Origin of the sequence: Micromonospora sp. WMMB235 (assembly GCF_001855515.1) — a bacterium.
Taxonomy (GTDB): Bacteria; Actinomycetota; Actinomycetes; order Mycobacteriales; family Micromonosporaceae; genus Micromonospora; species Micromonospora aurantiaca.
This window is the reverse complement of record NZ_MDRX01000001.1, coordinates 1,950,975-1,965,835: the sequence shown is the minus strand read 5'-3', so window position 1 is coordinate 1,965,835 and position 14,861 is coordinate 1,950,975. Positions and strand designations below refer to the sequence as shown.

Annotated in this window: 8 protein-coding genes; 4 read left to right on the top strand and 4 right to left on the bottom strand. The window is 72.8% G+C overall.

Annotation, left to right across the window (positions count from 1 at the left end):
• Positions 1 to 95: 95 nt before the first annotated feature.
• From BFV98_RS07790 to BFV98_RS07780, 3 genes are read left to right on the top strand one after another with little or no spacing between them, the layout of a single operon-like run.
• Entirely contained in the window at positions 96 to 1,259 is a 1,164-nt protein-coding gene (locus tag BFV98_RS07790) for a DegT/DnrJ/EryC1/StrS family aminotransferase (protein ID WP_013477293.1), read from the top strand.
• The gene (locus BFV98_RS07785; RefSeq protein WP_071095656.1) at positions 1,256 to 2,386 is read left to right on the top strand and encodes a Gfo/Idh/MocA family protein; all 1,131 of its coding nucleotides are present in this window, start codon (positions 1,256 to 1,258) and stop codon (positions 2,384 to 2,386) included. The genes BFV98_RS07790 and BFV98_RS07785 overlap by 4 nt, the downstream gene beginning before the upstream one ends.
• A gap of 37 nt (positions 2,387 to 2,423) precedes the next feature.
• Positions 2,424 to 3,119 carry an HAD-IA family hydrolase gene (locus tag BFV98_RS07780; protein ID WP_013477291.1) on the top strand — a complete coding sequence of 232 codons (696 nt, stop codon included), beginning with the start codon at positions 2,424 to 2,426 and terminating at the stop codon, positions 3,117 to 3,119.
• A 75-nt stretch (positions 3,120 to 3,194) separates the two neighbouring features.
• Here the strand turns inward: BFV98_RS07780 and BFV98_RS07775 are convergent, their stop codons facing one another.
• Together BFV98_RS07775 and BFV98_RS07770 are read right to left on the bottom strand one after the other, a co-directional pair.
• Positions 3,195 to 6,896 (bottom strand): amino acid adenylation domain-containing protein, encoded by a 3,702-nt coding sequence (locus BFV98_RS07775; protein ID WP_071095654.1) that lies wholly within the window; start codon positions 6,894 to 6,896, stop codon positions 3,195 to 3,197.
• Between the two features lie 127 nt (positions 6,897 to 7,023).
• A complete protein-coding gene (locus tag BFV98_RS07770) occupies positions 7,024 to 10,626 on the bottom strand; it encodes an amino acid adenylation domain-containing protein (protein ID WP_304441948.1) in 3,603 nt (1,200 codons plus the stop codon).
• 896 nt (positions 10,627 to 11,522) lie between these two features.
• On the opposite strand from BFV98_RS07770, the gene BFV98_RS07765 reads away from it, so the two are divergent.
• Entirely contained in the window at positions 11,523 to 12,713 is a 1,191-nt protein-coding gene (locus tag BFV98_RS07765; RefSeq protein WP_013477288.1) for a hypothetical protein, read from the top strand.
• 100 nt (positions 12,714 to 12,813) lie between these two features.
• On the opposite strand, the gene BFV98_RS07760 is transcribed toward BFV98_RS07765, so the two are convergent.
• On the bottom strand, positions 12,814 to 13,854 hold the full coding sequence (locus tag BFV98_RS07760; protein ID WP_071095650.1) for a 3-dehydroquinate synthase: 1,041 nt from the start codon (positions 13,852 to 13,854) through the stop codon (positions 12,814 to 12,816).
• Positions 13,835 to 14,668 (bottom strand): hypothetical protein, encoded by an 834-nt coding sequence (locus BFV98_RS07755; RefSeq protein WP_232236800.1) that lies wholly within the window; start codon positions 14,666 to 14,668, stop codon positions 13,835 to 13,837. Before BFV98_RS07755 ends, BFV98_RS07760 begins: the two co-directional genes overlap by 20 nt.
• Positions 14,669 to 14,861: the final 193 nt, after the last annotated feature.

Sequence of the window (14,861 nt, the reverse complement as noted above, 5' to 3'; positions counted from 1 at the left end):
CCGCTGTGCCCGGACCGCGTACCGGCGGTCTCGGGTCGTCCCGCCCGATGGTCAGTCGAAGCCCCTGGTCTGCCCGAGTTGGGAAGTGGGAAGTCATGAGTGGTCAGCCCTCGACGGTGTCCGAGTTCCCCGAGTGGCCGCAGTACGGCGACGAGGAGCGAACCGGACTGATCCGCGCCCTCGAACAGGGTCAGTGGTGGCGGATGGGCGGCAGTGAGGTCGACTCCTTCGAGCGGGAGTTCGGTGACTACCACGGCAGCCCCCACGCGCTCGCCGTCACCAACGGCACCCACGCGCTGGAAGTCGCGCTGGAGGTGCTCGGCGTCGGCCCCGGTACGGAGGTGATCGTCCCGGCCTTCACGTTCATCTCGTCCTCGCTGGCCGCGCAGCGTCTCGGCGCGGTCGCCGTGCCGGTCGACGTCGACCTGGACACCTACTGCGTCGACCCCGCCGCCGTCGAGGCCGCGATCACCCCCCGTACCAAGGTGATCATGCCGGTGCACATGGCCGGGCAGTTCGCCGACATGGACGCGCTCGACAAGCTCGCCGCCGACGCCGGGGTGGCTCTGCTGCAGGACGCGGCACACGCCCACGGCGCGCAGTGGCGGGGCCGGCGGGCCGGCGCGCTCGGCTCGGTGGCCGCCTTCAGCTTCCAGAACGGCAAGCTCATGACCGCCGGCGAGGGCGGAGCGGTCGTCTTCCCCGACGAGGAACTGCGCGAGCGGGCATTCCTCGTGCACAGCTGCGGCCGGCCCCGCACCGACCGCGAATACCTGCACAGCACCACCGGCTCGAACTACCGGATGAGCGAGTTCACCGCCGCTGTGCTACGCGCCCAGCTGACCCGCCTCGACGAGCAGATCGCGCTGCGCGAGCAGCGCTGGCCGCTGCTGTCGAGCCTGCTCGCCGAGATCCCGGGCGTCGTCCCGCAGGCGACCGACCCCCGCACCGACCGCAACCCGCACTACATGGCGATGTTCCGTGTCCCCGGGATCGGCATCGAGCGCCGCCGTGCCGTGGTGGACGCGCTCATCGCCCGGGGCGTCCCGGCGTTCGTGGCGTTCCGGGCGATCTACCGGTGCGAGGGCTTCTGGATGGCCGGCGCGTCCGACGAGTCGGTAGAGGCGATCGCGGCCCGCTGCCCCAACACCGAGCAGATCCACTCCGACTGCGTCTGGCTGCACCACCGCACCCTGCTCGGCACGGAGCAGCAGATGCACGAGATCGCCGCCGTGCTCGCCGACGTCCTCGCCGGATGACGGCCCGGCCCCCGGCCGCTGCCGGCCGGCCGGTGCGGGTCGCGGTGGTCGGCCTCGGCTGGGCCGGGCGGGAGATCTGGCTGCCCCGGCTCGCCGCACACCCCGGCTTCGAGGTGGTCGCCGTGGTCGACCCGCAGCCCGTGGTGCGCGATCAGGCCCGCGACACCCACGCCGTCGCGTCCGCGTACGCCGACGTCGAGGACCTGCCCGCCGGAACGGTCGACCTGGCGGTGGTCGCCGTACCGAACCACCTGCACGCGGTCGTCGCCGTCCGGCTGCTGCGCCGGGGCGTACCGGTGTTCCTGGAGAAGCCGGTCTGCCTGACCTCCGCCGAGGCGGGCATCCTGGCCGACGCGGAGCGCGACGGCGGCGCGGTGCTGCTGGCCGGCAGCGCCGCCCGTTACCGGGCCGACATCCGGGCGCTGGCCGACGTGGCCGGCGGGCTGGGCCCGATCCGGCACGTCGATGTGGCCTGGGTTCGCGCCCGAGGGGTGCCCGACGCGGGCGGCTGGTTCACCCGCCGCGACCAGTCCGGCGGGGGTGCGCTGGTGGACCTCGGCTGGCACCTGCTCGACACGGTGCTGCCGCTGCTCGGCCCGGCCCGGGTCACTCACGCGATCGGCAGCGTCTCGGACGACTTCGTCAACGACAGCGCCGCCCACGCCGCCTGGCGCGGCGGGGCCGACACCGCAGGCCACGTTCCCGGCGACGTCGAGGACACCGCCCGGGGTTTCCTGCTCACCGACACCGGCGCCTCCGTCGCCCTGCACGCCTGCTGGGCCTCGCACGAGTCGCTGGACCGCACCACCGTCACCGTGCACGGCGCCGCGGGGTCGGCGACGCTGCGCTGCACGTTCGGCTTCAGTCCCAACCGGGAGCCCACGCCGGTGCTGACGCGTACCCGCGACGGCCGGACCGCGCGGCTGCCGCTGCCCGGGGAGCCGATCGGCGCGGAGTACGACCACCAGCTCGACGCCCTGCCCGGGCTGCTCGCCGACCCGGCCGTCCGGGGCGCGGCCGTCGTCGAGGCCCGCCGGACCATCGACATCATCGAACGGATCTACCAGTGCGCCCGGCCCACCCGGCCGGAGCGCCAGCACGCACTGGTGGGCCATCGCGCCGGGTGAGAACCACCGTCGGCCCCAACCCCTTCCGGGAGCAGCCATGAGCCGTCCATCGTCCACAGTCGAGGTGACCCCGCCGTCGCCGGCGCGCGGCCCGATCCGCGCGGTCGTGTTCGACCTCGACGGCGTCATCGTCGACAGTTCGGCCGTCATGCGTGAGGCGTTCAGCATCGCGTACGCCGAGGTGGTGGGCGACGGGCCGGCACCGTTCGAGGAGTACAACCGGCACATGGGCCGGTACTTCCCGGACATCATGCGCCTGATGGGGCTGCCCCTGGAGATGGAGGAGCCGTTCGTCCGCGAGAGTTACCGGATGGCCCACCTCGTGCCGCTCTTCCCCGGCGTCCGGGAGACCCTGGAGACCCTGCACTCGCGTGGCATCCGAATGGGGATCGCCACCGGCAAGGCCGGCCCGCGGGCCCGCTCCCTGCTCGACCAACTCGGCGTGCTGGGCCTCTTCGGCCAGGTGATCGGCTCCGACGAGGTGGCCCGTCCCAAGCCTGCCCCGGACATCGTGCTCCAGGCACTGGGCAACCTCGACGTGCCGCCGCACGAGGCCATGATGGTGGGCGACGCGGTGATCGACCTGCTCAGCGGCCGGGACGCCGGGGCGACGGCCGTCGCCACGACGTGGCACGGCGGGGACATCGCGGCGCTGCTCGCGGCCGGCCCCGACCTGGTCGTGCACGCCCCGGCGGAGTTGCTCGCGCACTGCCCGGCGGCCCTCGTCCACTGACCCGGACCGGAGCGCGCCGGGCTGCTCGCGCGGGCCGCACGGCGCGCTGCCGCCGAGCCTGCCGGCAAGCGGCGGTCAGCGGGTGTCGCTGACCGCCTCGGGGCCGGCTTCCAGGAAGCGCAGCATGCCGGTGGCCAGGATCTCGGCGACGGGGGCCGGGACCAGATCGGTACGGATGGTGACCCGCAGGAGGACACTCTCGTCGCCGGGCAGCACCTCGGCGACGCAGGCACCGGACCACTCCCGGGCGTACGGTTCGACGACCTCCTCGGTCCGGCAGCCGGGCAGGTCCAGCGGGAGGACGAGGTTGTCCTGGTAGGCGAACGAGGGCAGGCTGTTGATCACCTCGCGGGGCAGGTCGAGGACCGGGTCGTCGGTGACCATCTCCAGGAAGGAGACGTCCTGGGCGGCCATCAGGTCGTCCGCGGCCTGCTGGAGGCCCCGCATCAGGTGTTTCTCCGGGCCGCCGAACCGGACCCGGAGACAGTTGCTGCTGATCCTGCTCGTGAAGGCGGAGTCGAGGACGCGGCTGCCGCGCTGGGCGACGATCATCAGCAGGGCGATGTCGTCCTGCCCGTGGATGGCGCGTAGCGCCGAGGCGTAGGCGGCGGCGAAGTAGGTGGAACGGCTGAAGCGGTGTTCGACGGCGGCTCGGTCCCAGCGCCGCACCAGCTCGGGCGGGACGGCGACGATGTGCCCGGTCTTGGGGCCCCAGGTCGGGGTCTGTTCCAGGATCTCCTGCGGCCGGCCCTTGCCTTGGCGGGGCAGGTCGCGTAGTTGTTCGCGCCAGTAGGTTCGTTGGGTTTGCAGGTCGGCGGCGTCGCGTAGGCGGGTGTATTCGTCGTAGGACTGGTGCAGTGTGGGTGCGGGGTGTTGCCAGGTGGGTGTGTGGCCGGCTTGTCGTGCGGTGTAGGCGTGGCTGAGGTCTCGTACGAGTAGTCCGTATGACCAGCCGTCGAAGGCGATGTGGTGGATGCCGATGCCGAACAGGATTCGGTTGGTGGTTTTGTTTCGGATCAGGGCGGCGCGCCAGTTGCGGCCCTGGGTGTAGTCGAGTGGTTGCTGTACTGCTTCGGCGAGTTGGTCGAGGGCGTCGTGTTCGGTGGCGGCGTCGGCGAGTAGCCGTAGCTGGGGCATGCCGGGGTTGGGTGGGATGATTGCTGTTGGTGGGTCGGTGCGCCGGTAGCGGGCGTGCAGGGCCTGGTGGCGGTGGTGTAGGTCGCCGAGGGCGGCCATCAGGGCCCGTAGGTCCAGTTCACCCTCGATCCACCAGGTGGTCGGGCAGACCAGTTCGAAGGGGAGCACGACGCACTTCGCGACGGACGGGGTCAGCGGGACGGGCTTCGACGGGCCGGGACGGCCGGTGACGGACGGCGCCGGCTCGGCCCCGGGGCGGCGGGGGGCGGTGGCGAGCCAGCGGGCCAGCCCCTGCGGGGTGGGGGTGCGGTGGATCTGCGAGACGGGCACGGCGACGTCGGCGGCCTCGTCGAGGGCGACAGCGACGGCGGCGGACTGCAGGGAGGTGCCGCCGAGGTGGAAGAACCCGTCGAGTGCCCCGACCCGGTCCAGTCCGAGCACCGTCGCGAAGATCCCCGCGACGAGGCGTTCGGAGTCGGTGGCCGGTTCGGTGTATGGCACGTCGAGATCGGGACGGCGCGAGCCCGGCTCCGGTAGCGCCCGTCGGTCGATCTTGCCGGTGCCGCCGGTGGGGAACCGGTCCAGGACCATGATCACGGCGGGAACCATGTAGGGCGGGAGCACGGCGGCGGCGTGTGCCCGCAGGTCGGCGGTGACGGGGACGCGTCCGTCGCGTCCGGTGACGTAGCCGACGAGCCGGGCGGTGCCCTGGTCCTCGCGACGGGTGACGACGGCGGTGCCGACGTCCGGGTGTTGTTCGAGAGTCGCCTCGATCTCACCGAGTTCGATGCGGATGCCGTTGACCTTGACCTGGTGGTCCATCCGGCCGAGGATCTCCAGCGCTCCGGCGGCGTTCCACCGGCCGAGGTCGCCGGTGCGGTAGGCGGTCCCGCCGCCGTACGGGTCGGTGACGAACCGCTGGGCGGTCAGTTCGGGGCGGTTGAGGTAGCCGTCGGCGACGCCGGCGCCGGTGATGAGGATCTCGCCGGGGACGCCCATGGGGACGAGGTCGAGATTGGCGTCGACGACGCGGATCTGCCGGTTGGGCATGGGCCGGCCGATGGGCACGTACGCGCCGGGCCAGCCCTTGGACGCGTCGAACCAGGTGCAGGCGACGGAGGCCTCCGCGGGCCCGTACGCGTTGATCAGGCGGGCACCGGCGGCCGTCCAGCGTTGCGCCATGCGGGGCGGAATGGGTTCCCCGGCGAGGGTCACGCACGTCAGGCTGGGGCAGTCGGCGGGATCGACGGCGGCGAGGTTCGTGGGTGGGCAGAACGCGTGGGTGGCCTGCTCCTTGGCGATCAGCTCCGTCAACCGGCGGGCGTCGAGCAGGTCGTCGCGGGAGCTGACGACGACGCGGGCGCCGGAGGTCAGCGCGGTGTAGATCTCGCCGAGGGCCACGTCGAAGACGGGGGAGCAGGAATGGAGCATGCGGCTGTCCGGGCCGACCGCGCACTCCTCCCGCATCCAGGTGACGAAGTTCGTCAGGTGCTCGTGGGTCAGCACGACACCCTTCGGTGTCCCGGTCGAGCCGGACGTGTAGATCACGAACGCCGGCCGGGACGGGGCCACCACCGGCAGGTCGGCCGCCTCGGCCGCCGCAAGGGTGGGCCAGTCGACATCGAGGGCGACGACCCGTACGCCGTCAGGTCTGGGGACACGCGGAGCGACCTCGCCGACGGTGAGGACGACCCGAGCGCCGTGGTCGGCCAGCAGCATCCGCATCCGGTCCGCCGGCCAGGACACGTCCATCGGCGTGTACGCCGCCCCGGCGCGCAGCACCGCCAGGGTGGCGACGAGGGTCCACATGCTGCGGTCCAACGCCAGCGACACCACGTCCCCGGGCCGTACGCCCATCGACCGTAGCTGCGCGGCCAGCGCCCCCGAGCGACGGGCCAGCTCCGCGTACGTCAGCACCTCCCCGGCGGCGACTCCGGCCACCGCGTCCGGCGTGCGTCGCGCCCACTCGAGCACCAGCTCGTGCAGCGGCTCACCCGGCACCGGGCGGGCCGGGCCCCGGCCCCACGCGAGCAGCCGCTCGCGCTCGGTCGCGTCCAGCAGCGGCAGCGCGCCCAGCGGCATTCCGGGTTCGCGGACCCCGGCCGACAGCAACGACACGGTCTGGTCCACCAGACCCCGCACCCAGTCCGCCGAGAAGCCGTCGGCAGCGTAGTCCACCCGGAGCGCCGACCCGTCCCCCGCGACGGTCACCACGATGTCCACGTCCACCACGTCCGGCCCCACCTCGGCCACCGGGGCGTCCACCAGCCCGACCACCACCGGCCCCGCCGCGCCCGTGTCACGCGTGACCGGGCCGGTCAGCGCCGCGGCCACCCGCGACGTCAGCTCGCCGAAGCCCGGTTCATCCGCGACGTCGACCCGCAGCACGCCGCCCGACGACAGACCGACCGCCACCTCGGCCTGGCCGGTGTACCGGGCCAGCACCCCCAGCAGACCGGCCAGCAGCACCGCGCCGGGGGAGCGCGCCCCCGCCGGGACGGGCAGGTCGACCGGCCGGTACGCGGAGGCCGCCCGGGCCGGCCACGCGGCCGGCCGGCGCAGGTCCCCCATCAGGTCGAGGATCTCGAAGCCGGGCCCAGCGACATCCGTGGCCTGCGCACCGACGATTCCGACAGACATTGAGCCAGCCTCCGATCAGGGCCGGCGCCACCCAGAGGGGCGCGCCGGAGGGGACAACCACGAACTCTCGGGACAACGGGCCGCGTGCCACGCGACGACGAGCGGTCCGGTACGCAAAGGCGGACGGTCAGTCGGCGGTGGGTGTACCCGCCGGCCCGTCTTCGAGGAAGCGCAGCATGTGATGGTTCAGCTCCTCGGCGAAGCTGTACGGCAGGTAGTCGGTGCGGATGGTGACGCGCAGGAGAGCATGGTCGACGCGGGGCAGCACCTCGACCGTGAGCCCGTTGGGCACCTCCCGGGCGTACGGGTCGACGACCTCCTCGGCCCGGCAGCCGGGCAGCTCCAGCGGCACCACCACGTTGTCCTGGAACACGAACGTCGGCAGGCTCGCGACCACCTCGCCGGAGAGCCCGGCGGCGGGATCGTCGGCGGTCTCCGCGAAGGGAACGTCCTGGGCCCGCATGAGATCGCGGATCGTCTCGTCGACCCGCAGGACCAGCTTGTCGTCCTGCGGCCCGTCGAAGCGCACCCGCACGCAGTTGAGGTTGAGCCGGGTGGTGAACGCGGAGTCGAGGACGCGGCTGCCGCGCTTGGCCACCACCATCAGCAGGGCGATGTCGTCCTGCTGATGGATGGCGCGCAGCGCCGAGGCGAAGGCCGCCACGAAGTAGCTGGAGCGGCTGAAGCGGTGGTCGCGGGCGGCCCGGTCCCAGCGGTCGAGCACCTCGGGGGTGACGGTGACGGTGTGGCCCGCCTTCGGTCCCCAGGCGAGGGCCTGTTCCAGGGGCGCGGTGGCCGGGCCCGTGCCTTGGCGGGGCAGGTCGCGTAGTTGTTCGCGCCAGTAGGTTCGTTGGGTTTGCAGGTCGGCGGCGTCGCGTAGGCGGGTGTATTCGTCGTAGGACTGGTGCAGTGTGGGTGCGGGGTGTTGCCAGGTGGGTGTGTGGCCGGCTTGTCGTGCGGTGTAGGCGTGGCTGAGGTCTCGTACGAGTAGTCCGTATGACCAGCCGTCGAAGGCGATGTGGTGGATGCCGATGCCGAACAGGATTCGGTTGGTGGTTTTGTTTCGGATCAGGGCGGCGCGCCAGTTGCGGCCCTGGGTGTAGTCGAGTGGTTGCTGTACTGCTTCGGCGAGTTGGTCGAGGGCGTCGTGTTCGGTGGCGGCGTCGGCGAGTAGCCGTAGCTGGGGCATGCCGGGGTTGGGTGGGATGATTGCTGTTGGTGGGTCGGTGCGCCGGTAGCGGGCGTGCAGGGCCTGGTGGCGGTGGTGTAGGTCGCCGAGGGCGGCCATCAGGGCCCGTAGGTCCAGCTCACCCTCGATCCACCAGGTGACCGGGACGACGACCTCCAGCGGCGACATCAGGCACTTCGCCACCTGCTGCGCGAGCGGGACCGGTCCCGGGCGCTGCCGGGTCTGTCCGGCGGTCGAGCCGGTGTCCGTACGGCGGGGGGCGGTGGCGAGCCACCGGGCCAGCTCGTGCGGGGTGGGGGTGCGGTGGATCTGCGAGACGGGCACGACCACGTCGGCGGCCTCGTCGATGCCTGTGGCGACGGCTGCGGACTGCAACGACGTGCCGCCGAGGTGGAAGAAGCTGTCGCGGGTGCCGACCCGCTCGATGCCGAGCACGCTCGCGAACACCTCCGCGACGAGGCGCTCGCCCTCGGTGGCCGGCTCCACGTACGGCACGCCGAGGTCGGGGCGTTGGGCGCCGGGTGCGGGAAGGGCATTCCGGTCGATCTTGCCGGTGCCGCCGAGAGGGAAGCGGTCGAGGGTGACGACGGCGGCGGGGACCATGTAGCTGGGCAGGTGGGCCGTGGCGTGGTTGCGCAGGTCGCCGGTGGCCGGGGTGCGGCCGTCGCGCCCGGTGACGTACGCGACGAGTCGGGCCACGCCCCGGTCCTCGCGGCGGACGACGACGGCGGTCTCCACCTCCGGGTGCTGGGCGAGGATGCTCTCGATCTCGCCCAGCTCGATGCGGATGCCGTTGACCTTCACCTGGTGGTCCATCCGGCCGAGGATCTCCAGTGCGCCGGCGCTGTTCCATCTCCCCAGGTCGCCGCTGCGGTAGGCGAGCCCGCCGCCGTACGGGTCGGTGACGAACCGCTGGGCGGTCAGTTCGGGGCGGTTGAGGTAACCGTCGGCGACGCCGAAGCCGGCGATCAGGATCTCCCCGGGAACCCCGGCCGGCATGAGGTCGAGGTTCGCGTCGACGACGCGGACCTGCCGGTTCGGCATCGGCCAGCCGATCGGTACGTACGCGCCACCCCACCCGGCCGACGCGTCGAACCAGGTGCACGCCACGGCGATCTCGGCCGGCCCGTACGCGTTGACCACCCGCGTGCCCGCCGTCAGCCACCGCTGGGCCAACCGCGGCGGGACGGCCTCGCCGCCGAAGATGATGCAGCGGAGGCCGGGACAGGCGGCCGGGTCGAGCGGGGCGATGTTGGTGGCCGGGCCGAACGTGTGCGTGACGCCGTGGCTGTTGACCAGGTCGGTGAGCCGGCGCGCGTCGAGCAGATCGTCGCGCGGGCACACGACGACGCAACCCCCGCCGGTGAGCGCGGCGAACATCTCCCCGAACGCGGCGTCGAAGACCGGTGCCGCCGAGTGCAGCATCCGGCTGCCGGGGCCGATGGCGCACTCGTCGGTCATCCACGCCAGGAAGTTCGTCAGCCTCTCGTGCGACAGCACCACGCCCTTCGGCGTGCCTGTCGAACCCGACGTGTAGATGACGAACGCCGGAGCGTCCACCGGCACCACAGGCAGATCCGCCGCCGCACGGGCCGGTACCGCAGGCCAGCCGTCGTCCAGCGCCACCACCGTGACCCCGTCCCCGGCGGGGATCCGGGGCGCTACCGCACCGACCGTCAACACCACCCGCGCGCCGTGGTCGGCCAGCAGCACCCGCATCCGCTCCGCGGGCCACGACACGTCCATCGGCGTGTACGCGGCACCCGCCCGCAGCACGCCCATCGCGGCCACCAGCGACCACAACCCGCGCTCCAGCGCCACGGACACCACGTCACCGGCACGGACACCCACCGACCGCAGGTACGCCGCCAGCAGTCCTGACCGGCGATCCAGTTCCCCGTACGTCAGCACCTCGTCACCCGCGACACCCGCCACCGCCTCCGGCGACCGTTGCGCCCAGCCCAGCACGAGCTCGTGGATCGGCTCACCCGGGATCTCCCGCACCGGGCCGCGTCCCCACGTCAGCAACCGCTCCCGTTCCGCGGCGTCCAGCAACGGCAACCTCGACAGGGCTACCTGCGGCGCCGCCGTCCCGGCGGAGACGAGCACGACGACCTGATCCACGAGTCCCTGTACGAACTGCGCGGAGAATCCCTCCACCGCGTAGTCCACCCGCAGCACGGACCCGTCCGCCGCCACGCGTACCACCATGTCGACGTCCACCGCGGCCGGTCCCGTCTCCGCCACCGGGCCGTCGGCCAACTCCACCGCCACCGGGTCCGGCCGGTTCGGAACCGCCACCGGCGCCGTCCACGCCAGTCCCACCCGCGCCGCCAACTCCCCGAATCCCGGGTCGCCCGAGACGTCCACCCGCGCCACCACCCCGCCGGCCGGGGCCAGCCCGAGCACCACCTCGTCCTGGCCGGTCCAGCGGGCCAGGACCGCCACGAGCCCCGCCACCACGACGTGCCCGGCCGGTGTCACGCGCGACGGCCAGGCGGGCAGTACCCGGTGCACCGAGGCCGCCCGCGCGGGCCACACCGCCGGCCTCCGCAGGTCCCCCACGAGCTCCAGAGCAACCGCGCCGTCCGCGGCCTGGGCGCCATCGAACCCGACAGACAACAGCTCGACCTCCGATCGAAAGGGGACGACCGAAAGGCGCAGGGCCGCGACGATCGGTCAGCCGGGATGCCGCACGCCGGACGGCGGGGTTGGCGCGAGACGCGTTGACGGGCGGCACCGCTCGCGGGCCACCCGATCCGGTGCGCTGAGAGTGGGAACGACGAGCCGATGGGGCCCGACCATACGAAGCGCTGTGGAGTGGCGTACACCCCTAGAGATCGGCACGTCGACCCCTAGCGCATCAGCCGGAGATCTCCTCCCCGGGCAGGCCTGGGACGTGTCGGCGGTGCCCGCCGGCCGCGTCGAGGCCGGGCCGGCGATGTGAGCTGGCAGGGGGCGTGGCCGTCCGGATCCGGGCACTCGACAGCGCGGGCTGCGACAGCGCCGTCCGGCGACTCCAGCCCTTCTGAAGAACAGCTTTTCGGTCAGCCCGAGTCGATGGCCCCGCTAGGAGTATCGGCGGCTTCGGCGGCGAAAGAGCCGTTCGCGTTCGCCTGTCTGGCCCATCCCGGGGCAATGCATAGTGACTATGATCTTTCGATCATGACGCCGGTCGGTGGCTGGAAACTCAGCCGCTGACCGGCGGTGTGCACCTCGCCGCCGCAACGCTGGCCATAAGCCAGCCGGCTTCCCGGCCGGTCCAGCTCACGACCGTCCGGTCGGTGCACGCGGCACGCCCGGCTCTCGCGGCCGAGCGGCCGGATCAGGACCGGGAGCGCACCCCTTCGGCCACGTTCTCCGCTGTTCGTGGCCGTGGCGCACCGGTTTCACCGCCACCCCGAGGCCCGCACCGGGCCGGCATGTCAGGAGACTAAATGCAGGTGCCCATCCAGGTACAGGTGTTCGCACACGATGGGGTGGTCCTGGCCCGGCCGCCCGACCCGTCGGCCACCGCCGACAGCCCCTATCTCGCCGGCGCGGGCGCCGCTCTCTACAACGGCCTGGACATGATCACGGGTCTGCACCTGACCCTTCCGCACCAGTCGGCGGCGATCTGCAGCACCGGCTCCAGCGCGGACAAGTCGCTGCGTCTGCTCAGCCGGAGTGGTCTGAAGACGCCCAGCGACCTGCGGGCATTCCGTTCCGGCGCGCAGGCGGTGCGGTACGCGCGGGAAGCCGTCGAGCGGGGCGAGATGCTGGAGTTCCAGTTTCCTCCGCATGACCCGCGACTGCGGGCCGCTCGCGCCCGGGTGCCCGCAGATCTGCTCGCCCGCCTCAACAACAAGACCGTGCTGGAGACTCTGGTTGCGCCGGAGTATCTGCCCCGCCGGCAGGTCGCCACCCCCGCCGAAGTGCGCCGTATCGTGGCGCGCGACCGCCGGCCGGCGGTCATCAAACCGGCCGGGGTCGAGGTGTCCAGCGGAATTGCGATCTTCACCCGTCGGTTGCGGGACCGGCGGAACCGTTCCCTGTTCAACCAGTTGGAACAGGTGAGCGAGCAGTGGATCGTCGAAGAGGAGGTGCCCTTCCAGACCATCTGGGGTATCCAGTTCGGCGTGACCGACAGCGGAGCGGTGCACTACTTCGGTTCGTCCGTACACCTGCCGCAGCCCACCTCGACGTGGGTCGGTTGTGTGATGGACGACGACCAGCCCCCGGAGGAGCTGGTCGAAGCGCTGACCGTAGGGGTCCGGAAGGCCAGTGAGCTCGGGTACCGGGGCTACTGCTCCTTCGACGCCGGGATCGGCCGCGACGGCGCCCTGCGGGTCATCGACCCGAACTTCCGGGTCAGCGGGGCCACCACCTCGCTGCTGCACCGCAGTTCGCTGCTGGACCAGCATCCATGCGCCATGACCACGTTCTTCTCACTGGCCCCCGGCGTCGACGCCGAACCGATCCTCGCACCGTTCATCGACCGGGGGCAGTTCGTCGTGTTCATGCACCACGACCCGGCGGAGACGGACAACGGCCCGCTGCCGGCGACCATTGTCGGCATGGTCGGGGCCGCGGACCGGTACGCCTGCGGCGTGCTGGTGGCGCAGATCCAGCGGGCCCTGGGTAGCTGACGCGCCGATCCGGGGCTCGGCTCCGGCGGCTCGTCATCCGTTCGCCGGCCCGGCCGCCCCGCGGCGCCGGCCGGCGAACGGGCACCGGACGGTGCCGGCCTCACATGCCGGCGAGTGCGGTACGCACAGCGACCTCGGGGACGTCGGTGACCAGTTCGACTCCGCCCGGTCCGTCCAGGACGAAGGACAGGCCCGAGGTGGCCTTCTTGTCCCGGCGCATCAGCGCGATCAGCTCGTCGTGGTCGACGCCGGCGGGCAGCGTGGTGTCGAGCCCGTAGCCCGCCACCACGTCGTGGTGCTCGGCCACCCGCTCGGCCGGTACCCGGCCGAGGACGCCGGCCAGCCGGCCCGCGAAGACCGTGCCGACGCCGACCGCCTCGCCGTGGCGCAGGCCGAAGTCGGTGGCCCGCTCCAACGCGTGCCCGAGCGTGTGGCCGTAGTTGAGGATGTGCCGCAGGCCGGAGTCCCGCTCGTCCGCGGCCACCACCCGGGCCTTCAACGCCACTGATGCGGCGATCTGCTCCGCCACCGGCCGGTCACGCAGATCGCCGGCACCGATGAAGTGCGCCCGGGCGATCTCCCCGTACCCGTTGCGCCACTCCCGCTGCGGCAGCGTCCCCAGGTGCTCGGTGTCGCAGAGCACAGCCCGGGGCTGCCAGTACACGCCCACGAGGTTCTTGCCCTCCGGAAGGTTGACGGCGGTCTTCCCACCGACGCTGGCGTCCACCTGGGCCAGCAGCGAGGTCGGCAAGTGGATCACCGGGACGCCCCGGTGGTAGAGACCGGCGGCCAGCCCGACCACGTCCGTGGTGGTGCCGCCGCCGCAGGAGACCACCGCGTCCGTCCGGGTCAGCCCGAACTCGGCGAACGCTCGGCAGAGCTGTTCCACAGTGGTCAGGTTCTTGTCGTGCTCGCCGTCGCGGGCCGGCACCACCCGGTGCGGCACGCCCGGGTCGGGCGTCCACTCCGGTGGCCGGGCCGAGACCACCACGACCCGTCGGGCGCCGGTCCGCGCCACCTCCGCCGGGAGCCGGTGGCGCACGCCGGGACCGATCAGCACCGGGTACGACCGTTCCCCGAGCGCCACCTCGACGTGGGCCGGCTCGCCGGCGGCGGGACGGTCAGGTACCGGCGCGTGCATGTGGTTGCTGCCTCCTCTGCGGAACGCGGACCGGCGCGGTCGCGGCCGGGCGGCCCCGCACCATCGACAGGCGCAGCGCCAGCGCGGCCAGCGAGTCGACCTCCGGCCGGATGCCCCACCGATCGTGGGTGAGCTGCGCGTGGTGCGCCAGCAGGAAGCCGGACGGCGCGGTCGGGTGGTCGTGGCCCACCACGTCGGTCACCCGGTCCAGGTAGCGCTGCCACGCCACTGCCACATCCCCGCCCAGCGGTAGGTCACCGGCCGACAGGACGATCTTCTCCGCCCCGTCATCGGCCTGCGCGGCCAGGTCCCGCCGCTGTGCGCCGGTGAGCCGCTGGCTGCGCTCCTGCCAGTGCAGGAAGAGGAACGCCAGGCGGTCGGCCGCCGGCATCAGCCCGGTCAGGTGTCGCAGGTGCGCCACGGCCAGCGGCAGCTCGCCGCCGGCCAGCCAGGGCACGTCCCCGCCGAGCAGGGTGAGGGCCAGTTCGCTGCCCGCGAACGCGAGCGGGCCGCCCCGGGCGGGGTCGCGCACGACGCGCCGGTCGCTGGCGAGGGACGCTCCCGGGTCGTACGCGAGCAGCCCCGCCCGTACCGCGTCGAGCGCGGCGGGGACGGCATGGAAGCCGAGGCTCAGACGCTCGGCGGGGGAGCCCTCCGGGTCGAAGAACCAGTTCATGCCGGGATCGGCCCGGCGGGCGGCGGCGACCAGACCGGTCAGGACGGTGCCGACCAGCTCGGTCAGCCGCGTGCCCGGGCAGCCGTCGGCCGGTACGGCCGAACGGGCGAACAACCAGCAGCGTTCCAACGACGGCACCTCGGCTGACGGGCGGGTGGAGCACGGGACTCGACGGTCTGCGGGGTCGCCCCATCATCGGCCCGCGGGCCCGCTCCACCACCCGATCGGCGCTCCGAACTGGGGACGACTTAGGGGGTGACAGGGGTAGGACGTCGGCAGGGTGCTCGGAAGACTTGGGCCGCTACGGCGAGCGAGGTCTACGCCGCGGATG